This window comes from Microbacterium sp. oral taxon 186 str. F0373, from assembly GCF_000411455.1.
Lineage (GTDB): Bacteria > Actinomycetota > Actinomycetes > Actinomycetales > Microbacteriaceae > Microbacterium.
The window spans coordinates 1634444-1649819 of sequence record NZ_KE150457.1; the positions used below are offsets into that span (position 1 = coordinate 1634444).

The 15376-nt window shown below is 68.3% G+C and carries 18 protein-coding genes and 1 tRNA gene; 12 read left to right on the top strand and 7 right to left on the bottom strand.

What is annotated here, in order from left to right:
• Positions 1-99 precede the first annotated feature (99 nt).
• The 6 genes from HMPREF1529_RS07620 to rplA all read left to right on the top strand — a co-directional run bounded on the left by HMPREF1529_RS07620 (position 100) and on the right by rplA (position 3426).
• Positions 100-534 carry a pyridoxamine 5'-phosphate oxidase family protein gene (locus HMPREF1529_RS07620; protein WP_016464379.1) on the top strand — a complete coding sequence of 145 codons (435 nt, stop codon included), beginning with the start codon at positions 100-102 and terminating at the stop codon, positions 532-534.
• 131 nt (positions 535-665) lie between these two features.
• Positions 666-738, top strand: a tRNA-Trp gene (locus HMPREF1529_RS07625).
• Between the two features lie 96 nt (positions 739-834).
• Positions 835-1098, top strand: coding sequence for a preprotein translocase subunit SecE (gene secE, locus HMPREF1529_RS07630; RefSeq protein ID WP_036283075.1), 264 nt, complete (start codon positions 835-837; stop codon positions 1096-1098).
• Positions 1099-1151: 53 nt separating this feature from the next.
• Positions 1152-2147 (top strand): transcription termination/antitermination protein NusG, encoded by a 996-nt coding sequence (gene nusG / locus HMPREF1529_RS07635; RefSeq protein WP_005050006.1) that lies wholly within the window; start codon positions 1152-1154, stop codon positions 2145-2147.
• 144 nt (positions 2148-2291) lie between these two features.
• Positions 2292-2723 (top strand): 50S ribosomal protein L11, encoded by a 432-nt coding sequence (gene rplK / locus HMPREF1529_RS07640; RefSeq protein ID WP_005050009.1) that lies wholly within the window; start codon positions 2292-2294, stop codon positions 2721-2723.
• Between the two features lie 13 nt (positions 2724-2736).
• Positions 2737-3426, top strand: a complete 690-nt coding sequence (gene rplA, locus HMPREF1529_RS07645) for a 50S ribosomal protein L1 (RefSeq protein ID WP_005050012.1) — start codon at positions 2737-2739, stop codon at positions 3424-3426.
• A 62-nt stretch (positions 3427-3488) separates the two neighbouring features.
• On the opposite strand, the gene HMPREF1529_RS07650 is transcribed toward rplA, so the two are convergent.
• The gene (locus tag HMPREF1529_RS07650; protein ID WP_005050014.1) at positions 3489-3764 is read right to left on the bottom strand and encodes an acylphosphatase; all 276 of its coding nucleotides are present in this window, start codon (positions 3762-3764) and stop codon (positions 3489-3491) included.
• A 183-nt stretch (positions 3765-3947) separates the two neighbouring features.
• Between HMPREF1529_RS07650 and HMPREF1529_RS07655 the strand changes: the two genes are divergently transcribed.
• Positions 3948-4862, top strand: coding sequence for a formylglycine-generating enzyme family protein (locus HMPREF1529_RS07655; RefSeq protein ID WP_005050016.1), 915 nt, complete (start codon positions 3948-3950; stop codon positions 4860-4862).
• Positions 4849-5256: an SRPBCC family protein gene (locus HMPREF1529_RS07660; protein ID WP_232212080.1), complete on the top strand. Its 408-nt coding sequence runs from the start codon at positions 4849-4851 to the stop codon at positions 5254-5256. Before HMPREF1529_RS07655 ends, HMPREF1529_RS07660 begins: the two co-directional genes overlap by 14 nt.
• Before the next feature lie 328 nt (positions 5257-5584).
• Here the strand turns inward: HMPREF1529_RS07660 and HMPREF1529_RS07665 are convergent, their stop codons facing one another.
• Positions 5585-6241 carry a LysE/ArgO family amino acid transporter gene (locus HMPREF1529_RS07665; protein ID WP_016464381.1) on the bottom strand — a complete coding sequence of 219 codons (657 nt, stop codon included), beginning with the start codon at positions 6239-6241 and terminating at the stop codon, positions 5585-5587.
• 27 nt (positions 6242-6268) lie between these two features.
• Between HMPREF1529_RS07665 and HMPREF1529_RS07670 the strand changes: the two genes are divergently transcribed.
• Positions 6269-7189 carry a LysR family transcriptional regulator ArgP gene (locus HMPREF1529_RS07670; RefSeq protein ID WP_005051480.1) on the top strand — a complete coding sequence of 307 codons (921 nt, stop codon included), beginning with the start codon at positions 6269-6271 and terminating at the stop codon, positions 7187-7189.
• Here HMPREF1529_RS07670 and HMPREF1529_RS07675 read toward each other — a convergent pair.
• From HMPREF1529_RS07675 to HMPREF1529_RS07690, 4 genes are all read right to left on the bottom strand, one after another.
• Entirely contained in the window at positions 7176-8228 is a 1053-nt protein-coding gene (locus HMPREF1529_RS07675; protein ID WP_016464382.1) for an NADP-dependent oxidoreductase, read from the bottom strand. The two genes, HMPREF1529_RS07670 and HMPREF1529_RS07675, sit on opposite strands and share 14 nt — an antisense overlap.
• Before the next feature lie 157 nt (positions 8229-8385).
• Positions 8386-8850, bottom strand: a complete 465-nt coding sequence (locus HMPREF1529_RS07680; RefSeq protein ID WP_005051476.1) for a MarR family winged helix-turn-helix transcriptional regulator — start codon at positions 8848-8850, stop codon at positions 8386-8388.
• On the bottom strand, positions 8843-10549 hold the full coding sequence (locus tag HMPREF1529_RS07685; RefSeq protein ID WP_016464383.1) for an MDR family MFS transporter: 1707 nt from the start codon (positions 10547-10549) through the stop codon (positions 8843-8845). The genes HMPREF1529_RS07680 and HMPREF1529_RS07685 overlap by 8 nt, the downstream gene beginning before the upstream one ends.
• 146 nt (positions 10550-10695) lie before the next feature.
• The gene (locus HMPREF1529_RS07690; protein ID WP_005051472.1) at positions 10696-11388 is read right to left on the bottom strand and encodes a YqaJ viral recombinase family protein; all 693 of its coding nucleotides are present in this window, start codon (positions 11386-11388) and stop codon (positions 10696-10698) included.
• Between the two features lie 318 nt (positions 11389-11706).
• Here HMPREF1529_RS07690 and rplJ point away from each other — a divergent pair, with 318 nt between their 5' ends.
• Together rplJ and rplL are read left to right on the top strand one after the other, a co-directional pair.
• Positions 11707-12195, top strand: coding sequence for a 50S ribosomal protein L10 (gene rplJ / locus HMPREF1529_RS07695; protein WP_005051470.1), 489 nt, complete (start codon positions 11707-11709; stop codon positions 12193-12195).
• 49 nt (positions 12196-12244) lie between these two features.
• Positions 12245-12628: a 50S ribosomal protein L7/L12 gene (rplL, locus tag HMPREF1529_RS07700; RefSeq protein ID WP_005051460.1), complete on the top strand. Its 384-nt coding sequence runs from the start codon at positions 12245-12247 to the stop codon at positions 12626-12628.
• A 69-nt stretch (positions 12629-12697) separates the two neighbouring features.
• Here the strand turns inward: rplL and HMPREF1529_RS07705 are convergent, their stop codons facing one another.
• Positions 12698-13717, bottom strand: coding sequence for a LacI family DNA-binding transcriptional regulator (locus tag HMPREF1529_RS07705; protein WP_016464384.1), 1020 nt, complete (start codon positions 13715-13717; stop codon positions 12698-12700).
• Positions 13718-13943: 226 nt separating this feature from the next.
• Between HMPREF1529_RS07705 and HMPREF1529_RS07710 the strand changes: the two genes are divergently transcribed.
• Positions 13944-15278 (top strand): ABC transporter substrate-binding protein, encoded by a 1335-nt coding sequence (locus HMPREF1529_RS07710; protein WP_016464385.1) that lies wholly within the window; start codon positions 13944-13946, stop codon positions 15276-15278.
• Positions 15279-15376 lie beyond the last annotated feature (98 nt).

Genomic DNA, 15376 nt, shown 5'->3' on the forward strand with positions numbered 1-15376 from the left:
ACCTCGGTGTGGAGCGTCGGGGGACCTGTCCAGGCTATTCGAGAATTTGCCCGGCGCGCGGGGGTGGCGCTGTACGCGCGAGCGGAGCAGGATGTGGCCATGGACACCTCGGATGCGGTCGGCTTCCTCGATGACCGGCAGTGTTGGCAACGGCTCGCGGAACAGGAGCTCGGGCGGCTGGTGACCCACGTCGGCGCCGTGCTGGACATCTTCCCCGTGAACTACATCGTCGACGGCGACAGCGTGGTGTTCCGCACCGCGGAGGGCAGCAAACTGACCGAGCTGGCGATCAACGACGACGTCCTGTTCGAGGTCGACGAGTACAGCGACACCGATGCCTGGAGCGTCGTGATCCGCGGGCACGCGCACCGACTCACCACCGCCGACGAGGTCCGTGCCGCCGACGAGCTGGGCCTTCGGCCCTGGATCCCCACGGTGAAGTACAACTACGTCCGGGTGCGCGCGGCCTCGGTGTCGGGCCGCGACTTTCGCAGGGGACCCGAGCCCGACCGCTACGGGGTGCAGCAGTACTGACGGTTCGCGCGTCCAGATGGCATGACGTACACTGGACAGTGCAGTTGAAGTCTGCATTCTTTCGCCGTGCCCGCGCTCCGCGCGACGTTCGGGCGAAGACGTGGACTTCATCCCGGGATCTCACGATCTCTAGGGCGGTAGCTCAATTGGCAGAGCAGCGGTCTCCAAAACCGCAGGTTGCAGGTTCGATTCCTGTCCGCCCTGCGCGTCAGCGATCAGCTGACACCGCAGGTCGCGCCGGTTCACGCCGGTGTGGAAAGCAAGTCCGAGCACGTCCGAGCACGTCACATGGGTGGGTACATGGTCCAGGAAGAGGCGCACGGCGAGGTCGTCGCAGCAGGCGGCACGCCCCGTGAGAAGAAGCTGAACTTCTTCCAGCGGATCGCGCTCTTCATCCGCCAGGTCTTCGGCGAACTTCGAAAGGTCGTCACGCCGACCCGCCAGGAGCTGCTGAAGTTCACCGGTGTCGTTCTCGGCTTCGTTGTCGTGATGATGGCCGTCGTGTACAGCCTCGACTTGTTCTTCACCTGGGTGGTGCAGGTCGTCTTCGGCGTGCCGAGCTGATCCAGCCGACGCCAAAGCTGTCACCGCACGACCCCCGAGGGAAGAGGACATACGTGTCTGAGAAGTACACCGACGACGTCGACTGGGCCACTGCCGCCGAGCAGTCCAGCGAGGACGACGAGGCGCAGGAAGGCAACATCCTCGCGGCCGAGGAGCTGTCCTCCGAGCCTGCAGAGCACCTCGCCGTGCACGTCGTCGACGATGAAGACGACGCCGAGGGCGAAGACGAAGACATCGACATCGACGACCCGGAGGCAGACGCCATCGTGAACGACGCACTCGAGATCGACGAGGCCGCCGAGGCCGAGGCCGCCGCAGAGGTGCTCACCGACGCGCTCGCCGAGGAGGAGGCGGAGGCTGCCGCCCACGCCGCCGAGGAGATCGCGCCGTACGACGGTCCCGACGTGAACGGCGAGCCCGACGCGACACCGGAAGACCCCTACGAGGCTTTCCGCGCCGAACTGCGTTCGCTGCCGGGCAAGTGGTACGTGATCCACTCCTACGCCGGCTTCGAGCGCAAGGTGAAGGCCAACATCGAGCAGCGCAAGAACTCGCTCGAGGTCGAAGAGGACATCTATCAGGTCGAGGTCCCGATGGAGGACGTCGTCGAGATCAAGAACGGCCAGCGCAAGATGGTCAACCGCGTGCGCATCCCGGGCTACGTCCTGGTGCGTATGGAGCTCAACGAGGACACGTGGTCGGTCGTGCGCCACACGCCGGGTGTCACCGGGTTCGTCGGCAACGCACACAACCCCACTCCGCTGCGGTTCGAAGAAGCCTTCAACATGCTGAAGTCGCTCGTCCAGGTCGCGGAGGTGGCTCCGGCCAAGGGCTCCGCGAAGGGCTCGGCCACGCAGGCGCGCTCGGTCATCACCGAAGTCGACTTCGAGATCGGCGAAACGATCACGATCAAGGAAGGCTCCTTCGCGGGTCTTCCCGGCTCCATCAGCGAGATCAAGCCGGAGAGCGGCAAGCTCACGGTGCTCGTGTCGCTGTTCGAGCGCGAGACGCCGGTCGAGCTGTCGTTCGACCAGGTCACCAAGCAGTGATTCCTGCCGGATGCCGCGGCATCCGGTAGAATCATCAGGTTGCGCGCTCGTCGCGCGACATCCCCACCACCTTTCGGGTCCGCCGATCGTGTGGAAGCGCGCCCCGATGCTTCGGCCGACGGGCGCTCGACAGAAGGAAAGAGAATGGCACCGAAGAAGAAGGTGACCGGCCTGATCAAGCTTCAGATCAACGCCGGTGCCGCCAACCCGGCGCCGCCGATCGGCCCCGCGCTCGGTCAGCATGGCGTCAACATCATGGAGTTCTGCAAGGCGTACAACGCCGCGACGGAGTCGCAGCGCGGCAACGTCATCCCCGTGGAGATCACCGTCTACGAGGACCGCAGCTTCACGTTCATCCTGAAGACCCCGCCCGCCGCGGAGCTCATCAAGAAGGCCGCCGGCGTGCAGAAGGGCTCCAAGACCCCGCACACCGTCAAGGTCGCGAAGCTCACCAAGGACCAGGTCCGTCAGATCGCCGAGACGAAGATGCCCGACCTGAACGCGAACGACATCGAGGCCGCCTCGCTGATCATCGCCGGCACCGCCCGCTCCATGGGCATCACGGTCGAGGACTGAGGGGGAACGCACAATGGCTAAGTCCAAGGTTTACGAAGCAGCCGCGGCGAAGATCGACCGCGACAAGTTCTACACGTCCACCGAGGCCGTGAAGCTCGCGAAGGAGACGGGGTCGAAGAAGTTCGACTCGACCGTCGAGGTCGCCCTCAAGCTCGCGGTCGACCCGCGCAAGGCGGACCAGATGGTCCGCGGCACGGTCATCCTGCCGCACGGCACGGGCAAGACCGCCCGAGTCATCGTGTTCGCGACGGGCCCGGCCGCCGAGGCCGCCATCGCCGCAGGCGCGGACGAGGTCGGCGGCGCCGAGCTCATCGAGAAGGTCGCCGGCGGCTGGACCGCGTTCGACGCGGCTGTCTCCACGCCCGAGCTCATGGGCCAGGTCGGTCGCCTCGGTAAGGTCCTCGGTCCCCGTGGCCTCATGCCGAACCCCAAGACCGGCACCGTGACCCCCAACCCGGCCAAGGCCGTGGAGGAGATCAAGGGCGGCAAGATCGAGTTCCGCGTCGACAAGCACGCCAACGTGCACTTCGTCGTCGGCAAGGCCTCGTTCACGGCCGAGCAGCTGGAGGAGAACTTCACCGCGGCGGTCGAGGAGATCGTGCGTCTGAAGCCGTCGAGCTCGAAGGGCCGCTACATCCAGAAGGGCGCCGTGTCGACCACCTTCGGTCCCGGCATCCCGCTGGACGTCAACTCCCTCGTCTGATTCTCGGATCGACGTCACGATGGGGCTCCACCTTCGGGTGGGGCCCCATCGTCGTCTCGCGCTCACCCATCGCGGCGGATCTCGAAGACGCTCGAGCCCTCCTCGGGTCTCTCCGTGACGCGCAGCTGATCGACCCACCCGCCGCGCGGGCCCGTTCGCGCCCACTCCACGATGGCGGCGACCGCGTCGGGCGTGCCTTCGATCTCGGCCTCGACCGTGCCGTCGGCGCGGTTGCGCACCCATCCCGTGGCGCCCGCGCGGGTCGCCACCGTCTGCATGGTGAAGCGGAAGCCGACGCCCTGCACGCCGCCCGAGGCGATCAGATGAACCCGTGTCATCGGTCCATCCTGCCCGCGCCCCGCCTCAGACGGTAGCGTCGAGGGGTGCCGACCGACGACGACCCCTCTTCCGGCTGCGGCTGCGGCTGCGGGGCTCCCTCGCGTGATGGGGTGCCGGTGGCGCGCCTGCTGTCCGTCCGAGCGGCGGCGGGGAGCGCCGATCACCCGATCGCGCAGGTTTCCGTGTCGGCCGGCACCTTCGTGATGGGCGACGCCTCGGGGGAGCGCAATCGGCTCGATGGCGAGGTGCCGCGTCACCGCGTCGACCTGGCCGCGTTCGAGATCGACGCCACCACGGTCACCGTCGCGGCATTCGCACGCTTCGTCGAGGACACTGGCTATCGCACCGAGGCCGAGGTCTTCGGCTCGTCCGCGGTGTTCCATTCGCTCGTGGCCGCGGCGGACGCCGACGTGTCGGCGCCCCTGGGCGGAACGCCGTGGTGGCGCGCCGTCCGCGGCGCGGACTGGTCGCACCCCGGCGGCCCGCTCTCGTCGGTCGACGGCCTCGGCGACCACCCCGTGGTCCACGTGAGCTGGAACGATGCCCAGGCCTACTGTGCCTGGGCGGGACGGCGCCTGCCCACCGAGGCGGAATGGGAGTACGCCGCGCGCGGCGGCCTCGACGGTGCGACGTACCCGTGGGGCGACGCCGCGGTCGACGACGGCGGATGGCGCGCGAACATCTGGCAGGGGGAGTTCCCGAGCGTCAACACGGCCGAAGACGGGTGGGTCGCCACCGCGCCGGTGCGTTCCTTCGCCCCGAACGGCTACGGCCTGTGGCAACCCGTGGGCAACGTCTGGGAGTGGTGCGCGGATTGGTTCTCGGCCGACACGTACCGTCGTTCGCCGCGGGAGGATCCGCGCGGCCCGGAGCAGGGCAGCGCACGAGTGCTCCGCGGGGGGAGCTACCTCTGCCATGCGTCGTACTGCAACCGCTATCGCAACGCGGCGCGGTCCTCGAACACCCCGGACTCGTCCATGGGCAATGCCGGCTTCCGGACGGTCAGCGCCCGCGAGAACGGGCTGCTAAACGCCTCGGTCGGAGCGATAGCTTGGCCATGTGCTTCAGGATTCGGTGAAGGTGGTGGCAGACATTGATGCCGCCGTCGAGGTTGTCTGGCGATACCTGACGGCTGGACGAGGCGCATGGTGGCCTGAGATGCGCTTCGAGGCCGCCGTCGGCTCGCCGCTCGTCGAAACCTGGGTCGAGGGAGACCGTCAGATGAGCGCGACGGGGAGTGTCACGCGATGCGACGCGCCGCATGTTCTCGGATTCAGCTGGAGCGAGCAGAGCTGGGATCATCCTCTCGAGGTCGTGATAGAGCTCGAAGCGCACGGGCAGGGGACCTTCGTCACGCTCACCGAGTCAGGATTCTCCCGCGCTCGGACTCCGTACTCGTTGCCTGTGGAACACGACGAGGGGTGGCGATATCACTTGGCGCGATTGAAGCTCACGAGCGAGGGCGAAGTCGTCGACGTCGATGTTCAGTGAACGCTGCTGGCGAGCCCGTGGAGTGTGGCATCGAGGCAGAGATCGGAGTGGTAGTTCCGTGCGATCTCGTCTGAGCGCATCGCGACCCCTTGTCCGCGAGCACGCGGTCCGGCCGCGACCGTGGCCTGCCTCTCGCGCCGTGCGGAACCGCCGCGCCGTCGCTTCGGCCACCGTACGTCGGTCGACAGGGGGTCGTCCCGTCGACATGACAGTCGGGAACGGCGGACCGATCACAGCCCACGCTTCATCCGAGATCACGTCACGAGACACGCATCAAGACTCACCCACGAGGCCCCCGAAGGTCTCTGGCAACACGGCCTAGGGGTGTTCAACGCGGCAGGACGAGGCTGACCGCAAGCGCCAGCATGACGACCGCGATCGCGCCGTCCAGCACCCGCCAGGCGCGCGGTGTCGCCAGTCGTCGGCCCAGGCGGCGTGCGCCGAAGCCGAGGGCGCAGAACCAGGCGACCGAGGCCGTGACGGCGCCGGCGGCGAAGGCCCATCTCGTCGAGCCGTGCGTGTTGGCGACCGCGCCGAGGAGGAACACCGTATCGAGATAGACGTGCGGGTTGAGCCAGGTGAGGGCCAGGCAGGTCAGGACGACCGACCCACGGCGGGAGACCTCGGATGCCGGGCCCTCGCCCGTGAGGCCGGCCGGCGATCCGCGCAGAGCTCGACGGGCGGCGACGAACGCGTAGCCCGCGAGGAAGAGCGCACCGGCCCACCGAACGACGTCGATCAGGCCCGGGACCGCCTGCACGGCCGCGCCGACGCCGGAGACGCCCAGCATGATCAGCAGTGCATCGGAGAGCGTGCAGACGACCACGACCGCGGTGACGTGCTGGCGGCGGATTCCCTGGCGCAGCACGAACAGGTTCTGCGCGCCGATGGCGACGATGAGGGACAGGCCGAGGCCGAGGCCGGCCAGCGCAGAGGAGAGCACGCACGCGAGCGTAGACCGAGCGGACACGCAAGCCCAGATCATGATTCTGCATCCGCATAAGCTGAGCTGATGATCCGCATTCCGGCCGAGCTCGCGCACACCCTCGTGACGGTGCTGGACGAGGGCACTCTCGACGGCGCCGCGCGACGTCTGCACGTCACTCCGTCTGCGATCAGCCAGCGCATCAAGACACTCGAGGAGATCCTCGGACGCGTCCTGCTCGTGCGCAGCAAGCCGGTGCAGGTGACGGATGCCGCGCGTCCCGTCGTACGCTACGCGCGTCAGCTTTCGCTGCTGGAGGCCGACGCGGCGCGGGCGCTGGGTGACGACGCCGCACCGGTGCGCATGCCGCTCGCCGTCAACGCCGACTCGCTCTCCACGTGGTTCCTGCCGCCGCTGACGCGGCTGGCCGAACGGCATCCGGTCGTCTTCGACCTTCACCGCGACGACCAGGACTTCACCGCCGCGCTCCTCGAGTCCGGAACGGTGACCGGCGCCGTGACCTCGCGCGCCCACCCGGTCGCCGGATGCCGCGTGGTGCCCCTCGGTGAGCTCGTCTACGAGGCCGTCGCCACTCCCGCCTTCCGCGATCGGTGGCTCGACACGGCGGCATCCGATGCTGCCGCAGGCTTGCGTGACGCGCCGCTCATCGACTTCGATCGACGCGACGACCTGCAGACACGATGGCTGCGCGCCCGTGGCGTCGATCCGGCGGAACCGCCGCGGCACCGGGTGCCCGCCTCGCATGACTTCGCCGCGGCGGTGCAGCTGGGCCTGGGATGGGCGCTGCTGCCACGGCTGCAGTCGCAGCAGGCGCTGGATGCCGGCACGCTCGTCCCTCTGGAGGGTGCGCCCGTGCGGGTGCCGCTGTACTGGCAGCAGTGGAATCTGCGCTCGGTGCTCCTGGATGCCGTGGCGGAGGAGATCGTCGAGGAAGGGCGCCGGGTGCTCGCTCCGGCGGAGCGGACCGATCCGGTCAGCAGTCGCTGACCGAGAGCACGATCTTCCCGCGCGTGTGGCCGCGTTCGATCTCGCGATGCGCAGCCTCGGCCTCACCGAGATCGAAGACGCGGTCAACGAAGACGCGGATCGCTCCCGAGTCGAGCAGACGGGCCAGGGTCGCGAGCACGCTGCCGTCGGGCACGACCTTGTACGAGGTGGCCCGCACCCCGGCCGCCTCCGCGGCATCCGCGTAGTCCGGCCACGCGCCGGTGGGCACGATGACGTACAGCCCTCCGGGGCGCAGGACGGACAGTGATCGTGTGCCGGTATCGTCGTGGACGTTGCCGACCAGGTCGATCACGACATCCACCGTGCCGACGACGTCCTCGAAACGTGTGGTGGCGTAGTCGACGACGACCGAGGCGCCGAGCTCGCGCAGCCAGGGCAGGTTTGCGGCCGATCCGGTCGCGATCACCTGCGCTCCGAAGTACGACGCGAGCTGCACAGCGAAGTGGCCCACTCCGCCTCCACCGGCGTGGATGAGTACCCGTTGGCCCTCGTGGGCGTGCGCGGTCTCGACGACCAGTCCCCAGGCCGTCAGCGCCGCCAGCGGAACGGCGGCCGCCTCGACGTGCGAGAGCGCGGTGGGCTTGCGCGCGACGGCCAGAGTGGGAACGACGGCGTAGTCGGCGTAGGAGCCGGGGGAGCGGGGGAAGGCCGTCATCCCGAACACCTCCGTTCCGGGAGGCAGCGGGTGCGACTCGTACGGGGCCGAGACGACGACACCACTGAAGTCGAAGCCGAGACTGCGGGGATGCTCGGTGAGGGCGCCGTACACGCCGGCGCCGGAGCGCGTCTTGGCGTCGATCGGATTGACGCCGGCGGCGACGACCCGCACCAGCAGTTCGCTCAGCACCGGTGTCGGCACCGGCACGGTGACCTCCCGGAGCACGTCGGCGGCGCCGGGCTCGTCGAAGACGATCGCGCGCATGTGCGCGGGAGTCTCGGGAACGGCGGCCTGTCTGGCGGCATCCTTCGCGGATGCCGGTCGCAGCGGCCGGAATCTGGTGAGACGGTGAGAGACCATCTGGTCGCTCCTTCCCGTGCGTGTCGGCGTTGGCTGCACGTGCTGCCGCGGCGGCGCGGTGCCCCCGTGAAGACAGTCAACCCCGGGGATGTCTCGACCGTGTTACGCGGGTGCTACCAGGCGACTAATCTCCTCGACGCCGCCGAGGGCAGAGCGTTCAGCGGCGCGTGACGCTCTCGCCCAGGGCCCGCAGCAGGCGGGTGAGGGCGTGGATGTCATCGAGCGGCCAATCCACGATCGCATCGAGCAGCAGCCCCTGCTGCGGCGCGCGTGCCGCCTCGAGGCGGGCCAGTCCCTCCGGCGTCGGGGCGAGCAGGCTCGAACGGCCGTCGGCCGGGTCGGGCGAACGCGAGATGAGCCCCAGCGACTCGAGCTCGCGGATCGTCCGGCTCAGCTGACCCTTGTCCATCATCAGCAGGTCGGACAGCGACGACAGCGTCACGCCGTCGCGGCGCGCGATCGTCGTGAACACCTTGTAGGCGCCGGGCAGAAGTCCCGGGCTCACACGGTTCGCGATCTCGCTGATCACCCGCTGGAAGCGGGTGATCAGCTCACCGAACTCGGACTCCAGATCCCGCACCGCGGCGGTGCGGGAGCTGGAGTCTTCGGTCGTCTCAGCCATCGTTTCGATTTCCCGCCGACACCGTGCGCACGGAGCCGGTCGCGGTGAGCGTCTCCATCGCCTCGGGAACGGAGACGGTGGCGAGGTCGGCCTCGCTGGCCTGCATGCGCTCGACCGTCGTCATCGTCGTGAGCGGCTTGTTGGGCAGGAACACGATGGCGACGAGCGAGAGCACCGCGAAGGGCACGGCGATCAGGAACGAGTGGGAGATGCCGTTGGCGTAGATGTCCTCGAACACGATTCGAAGCGTATCGGGCATGGCCGACACCTTCGGCAGCGAGCCTGTCTGCAGCTGCTGCGCCCAGTACTGCGCCTGGTCGCCGAGCCCCATGATCGCGGCGGTGATGTCCTCCTTGCGCTCGGCGACGAGATCGACCACACGCGCCGCGAGAGCGGCGCCCATCACCGAGACGCCGATCGTGCCGCCGAGGCTGCGGAAGAAGGTGACGCCGGAGCTCGCCACGCCGATCTCCTCGGGACGGGTGGTGTTCTGCACGACGAGAACGAGGTTCTGCATCGTCATGCCGACGCCGGCGCCGAGCAGGAACATGTACACCGAGACGATCGCGAAGTTCGTGTCGTAGTGGATCGTCGACAGCAGGTAAGAGCCGGCGATCAGCAGCACCGCGCCGACGATGAGGTATGGCTTCCACTTGCCGTAGCGGGTGACGAGCGTTCCCACCCCGACCGAGGCGACGAGCAGGCCGGCGATCATCGGGATGGTCATCAGGCCCGCCTCGGTGGGCGTCGCGCCGCGGGCCAGCTGCATGTACTGGCTGAGGAACACCGACGCACCGAACATCGCGATGCCGGTGGCGATCGAGGCGATGACCGACAGCGTGAAGGTGCGGTTGCGGAACAGGGTCAGCGGGACGAGTGGCTCGCGCGAACGCAGCTCCACGATGACGAACAGCAGGGCCGCGAGAATGGCTCCACCGACCATCAACACGGTGGTCAGGCTCCACCAGTCGTTGTTGCCGAGATCCCACCAGTCACCGGTGGTGGTCGTACCGGCGTTGGTCACCCAGACCAGCAGCAGCGAGACCGCCGTCGACAGCAGGATGATGCCGAGATAGTCGATGGTCGTCTTCTTCTTGGCGCGCGCCGGAACGTGCAGCGTCGCCTGCACGAGGATGAGCGCGACGACGGCGACGGGGAGGGCGACGAAGAAGTTCCAGCGCCACCCCCAGGCATCCGTGATGAGGCCGCCGAGCAGCGGGCCGCCGATCGTAGCGAGCGCCATCACGGCGCCGAACAGGCCCATGTAACGGCCGCGTTCACGCGGGCTGATGATGTCGGCCATCAGAACCTGGCTGAGAGCGGCGAGTCCACCGGCGCCGATGCCCTGCACCGCGCGGAATCCGATGAGCATCTCGGGGGTCTGGGAGAAACCGGCGGCTGCGGTCGCGAGCACGAAGATCACGATCGCGAGCTGGTACAGCACCTTGCGGTTGGTGAGGTCGGCGAGCTTTCCCCAGATCGGGGTGGAGATGGCGGTCGTGAGGAGGGTTGCCGTGACGACCCAGGTGAAGGCGGCCTGGTTCCCGTCGAGGTCGTGGATGATCACCGGCAGGGAGCTCGACACGACGGTCGAGGCGAGCATGGAGACGAACATGCCCAACAGCAGTCCCGACAGGGCTTCGAGGACCTGTCGATGATTCATGCGCGGCGCGGTGCCGGCGGTGAGCGTTTCTGACATGGAGGGAGTTCCTAAGGGTGCTGCAGTGCGGAGGAGGCGCCGAGAGTGGCGAAGTGGTTGACGTAGATCAACGGTTGAGCTGGGTCAACTATAAGATCAACGTTGACCTACGTCAACTATTCCCGCGGGGATCGAATCCGTCGGGATCAGTCGCTCAGAGCCAGAGCGCGGTACGGCTCCCGCGGGCGGGATGCGACGGCATCCACCGCGGACTCCACGCTCGTCCGGCGCCGCATCGTGCGGCGGTAGAGTTCGTCGATCAACTCCGTGGCCAGGCGCACGAGGTTGCCGATCTCGCGCTCGTCGCGATCGACCCAGGCGCAGCGGGGCTCATCCCCGACGGGCACGAATCCGTCGTGCTCCTCCCAGACGACGAGCGTGCGCTCCGCGCCCAGAACGTGCTGCTGCCACCAGACCTGGCGAAGGTAGGTGCGCGGGATCGACTTCCACGTCTTGTTCGTGGTCTTGATCTCGGCGAGCGTCACGCGACCGTCCGCGTCGACGGTGATGCCGTCGGGGGTGGCGAGGTGGCGCTTCTCCACGACCGCGTGGAAGAGCGCCGACGACGGGTGGATGCCGTGGGTCGCCGCGACCCATGCCGCGATCTCGGGCTCGCGGCGGCGCCCGTGGTCGGTGAAGGCGTTGCCGGAGAAGCCGCGGCCGGCGCCGAGCTTGGCATCCGCCGCGCGGGCGATGGCCGCGGGACTCGTCAGCTGCGCGACGTCGGTCGCCGTGATGCCCCGCGAGCGGGCGCGCATCCAGCCGACACGGTCGCGGGAATCGGCGACGATCCGCTCTGCCAGCTCCGGCGCGAGGCGCGCGAGAGCTTCCGGAGTCATGTCATCGAGGCTATCCCGCGCCGTCGACGTCGTCGGGCGCGACACCCGAGCCGCCGCCGATTTGGCGCGTCCGGTCGGCTCACGTATGCTGGACGAAGCCAAAGACCGCTGGTCTCGGTGTGCGCGCAAGCGGATGCCGACGAAGCTCTGCACCGCAGGGGCCCGCGCAGGTGTCACAGACAGTCTCCGGGAAACCGATTCGAAGCTCCGTGCGCTTGCGCCGGAGCTTTTTTGCGTTGCGTGCGACGTTCACGAGAGCCGCGGTCACGGCCGACGCTCCGCCACCGCGGGGTGTCACATCCACATCAAGGAGTGACCATGGCGCAGAAGGATGCATCGGTCGCCGAGCTCACGAAGAACTTCGAGGACTCGACTGCCGTTCTGCTGACCGAGTACCGCGGTCTGACGGTCGCCCAGCTCAAGCAGCTGCGCAACAGCATCCGTCAGGACGCGAGCTACGCCGTGGTGAAGAACACGCTGACCAAGATCGCCGCGAACAACGCGGGGATCACGGCGCTGGACGAGGACCTGAAGGGTCCCTCGGCCGTCGCGTTCGTGCACGGTGACTTCGTCGCCACCGCCAAGGCTCTGCGTGACTTCGCCAAGGCCAACCCGCTTCTGGTGATCAAGGGCGGCATCTTCGAGGGCAACGCCCTGAGCGCCGACGAGATCAACAAGTACGCCTCCCTGGAGAGCCGCGAGGTTCTGCTGGCGAAGGCGGCGGGCATGATGAAGGCGACGATGGGCAAGGCTGCGGCCACCATCGACGCGCTTCGCGAAAAGCTGGAGACCGCCGAGGCCGCGTAAGCGACCGGCGAGCTCTTTCCCCACACCCCACCTATCTAGGAGATACATCATGGCGAAGCTCACCACTGAGGAGCTGCTCGAGCAGTTTGCCGGCCTGACCCTCGTCGAGCTCAGCGAGTTCGTGAAGGCGTTCGAGGAGAAGTTCGACGTCACCGCTGCTGCCCCCGTCGCCGTTGCCGGCGCTGCGGGTGGCGCGGGTGGCGCGGAAGAGGTCGAGGAGAAGGACTCCTTCGACGTCATCCTCGAGGCCGCTGGCGACAAGAAGATCCAGGTCATCAAGACGGTCCGCGAGCTCACCTCGCTGGGCCTCGGCGAGGCCAAGGCCGTCGTCGACGGTGCCCCCAAGGCCGTGCTCGAGGGCGCGAACAAGGAGACCGCCGAGAAGGCGAAGGCTGCCCTCGAGGAAGCCGGCGCGACGGTGACCCTGAAGTAATCAGCTCTTCTCGAAGAACTGCAGCGAAGGCCCCCGGGATCTCCCGGGGGCCTTCCGCGTTCTCCGCGCTCAGGCGCCGTTCTCGGCCGGGACGATGCCTGCCGTGGAGGCGCGCACGACCAGCCGCGCCGGGATGCGCAGCTCGGTGCGCGCGCGCCCCGGCTCCGCGATCTCGGCGAGCAAGACACTCACCGCTGCGCGCCCCTGCTCCCGCGGCACCTGCTGCAGGGTGGTGAGCGAGAACATCTCGGCGAACTCGTGATCGTCGATGCCCGCGACGCTGAGCGCGGCCGGCACCTGGATGCCGAGACGGCGTGCGGCGATGATGGCGCCGATCGCCACTTCGTCGCACACCCCGACGATGGCGGTGGGGCGCCGGCGGGTATCGCTCAGCAGGTCGGCGGCGGCGGCGTAGCCGCCGGGCAGCGTCACCTCGGAGTGCGCGTGCCGGATGAAGCTCGCCAGCCCGGCCTCGGTCATGGCGTTCTGGTAGCCCGACAAGCGCTCCTGGTCGACGTGCGCCCAGTGGCTCTGGGGAGCGCCGCCGACGAACGCGATGTCGCGATGTCCGAGAGCGATCAGGTGCTCCGTCGCCCGCCGCGCCGCGTAGTCGTCGTCCACGGCGACGACGCTGGTCAGCTCGCTGGAGCCGACGACGCTGACGATGGGCCGATCGATGCGGGTCAGACGCTCCAGTTCGTGATCGACCGGTTCGAGTCCGACGGCGATGAGACCGTCGAACCTCTTGCGCGCGAGGAAGTCGTCGAAGATCCGGGCGCGGCCCTCGGTGCCCGGCTTGGCGTCGTAGAGGGTGAGATCGAGGCCGCGCTCCAGCAGCGCCTGCTGGATGCCTTCGAGCACCTCCGCGAAGAACCATCGGTTGACGTACGGCATGACGACGCCGATGTTCTGGGTGCGTCCCGTCGCCAGTCCCACCGCTCCCGCGGACGGCACGTATCCGAGTTCGGCTGCGGCCGCCCGCACGCGCGACTTCGTCGCCTCCGACACGTACCCGGCGCCGCTCAGAGCGCGGCTGGCGGTCGCTTTCGATACGCCTGCGTGGGCGGCGACTTCGGCGATGCCGGCCATCGGTGCTCCTCCTCGAGCCATGTTCGCTGACTTCTCACGGCTCAGTATGGAACCGGTTGCTCTCATCTTCGTGTCGCGGGATGCCGCGCGGTAGTGGTTGTTATCGGGTTGTGACAATCCTCGGGTTGTGCCGTGGGAGCGGGTCCAATAGCTTGGCCTGGAATCGGTTCCGGAACGGGGCCGTGTGCACCAGGAATCATCCGAGCACTCAATGAGGAGGAATCACATGGGGATGTCACGGCGGCGCTGGATTGCGCCTCTTGCCGTCATGGGCGTGGCGGCGTTCGCACTCGCGGGCTGCGCCGAGGGCGGCAGCAGCGGCGGCAGCGCCAGCGGCACGGGGGCGGCTGGGGGGACGGTTCGCATCTCCGGCGGTATCACCGGCTCCGAGGCCGACGCCCTCCAGAAGGTCTTCGACGACTGGAGCAAGACGAGCGGGATCACGGTGCAGTACACCGGCGACAAGAGCTTCGAGGCCAACATCGTCACGAAGGTGACGGGTGGCGACGCACCCGACATCGCGATCGTGCCGCAGCCGGGTCTGCTGAAGACCCTCGTCGGCACGGGTGACGTGAAGGCGGCGCCGAAGGCCGTCGAAGACAACGTCGACGCCAACTGGTCGCCGGACTGGAAGAAGTACGGCACCTTCGACGGCACGTTCTACTCGGCGCCGATGCTCGCCAACATCAAGGGCTACGTCTGGTACTCCCCGGCGAAGTTCAAGGAGTGGGGCGTCGAGATCCCGAAGACGTGGGACGAGCTGCTCACGCTGACCAAGACGATCCAGGAGAAGACCGGGGCGGCGCCGTGGTGCGCCGGGTTCGAGTCGGGCGGCGCATCCGGCTGGCCGGGAACCGACTGGATCGAGGACCTCGTCCTGCGCCAGTCCGGTCCCGACGTCTACGACCAGTGGGTCGACGGCACCGTGAAGTTCACGGACAAGCCGATCGCCGACGCGTTCACCGCGGTCGGAGACATCCTGCTGAACCCGGCCTACGTCAACGCCGGCTACGGCGACGTCAAGAGCATCAACAGCACCGCTTTCGGTGATGTCGCGGCGAAGGTGGCGGACGGCTCCTGCCCGATGACCCACCAGGCGTCGTTCCTCACGGCCAACTTCCTGACCGTGAAGACGGCATCAGGGCAGACCCCCAAGGTCGCCCCCGACGGCGACGTCTACGCGTTCGTGCTCCCCGGCTACAAGGAGGGCGCGGCCACGATCGAGGTCGGTGGCGAGTTCGTCGCCGGCTTCTCCGACAGCGAGGCCACGCAGAAGGTGCTCGAGTTCATGTCCAGCGCCGATTTCGCCAACGCCCGCGTCAGCGAAGGCGGCGCCATCTCGGCCAACCTCAAGGCGGACCCGAGCAAGGCCTCGAGCGAGTTCCTCACCGAGGCGATGAAGCTGCTGCAGGACCCGAACACCACGGTCCGCTTCGATGCGTCGGACCTCATGCCCGCCACGGTCGGCTCCGGCTCGTTCTGGAAGGGCATGGTCGACTGGATCGACGGCAAGGACCAGGCCACGGTCCTCAGCGACATCCAGGCCGGCTACAACAACTAGTCACACCTGCCGCGTGACACCGCGGGCGGGATGCCGTAGCCTCGGCATCCCGCCCGTGGCTCCCGCGCCCCGTCTCGCTCCTATTCCGCGTCCACCGA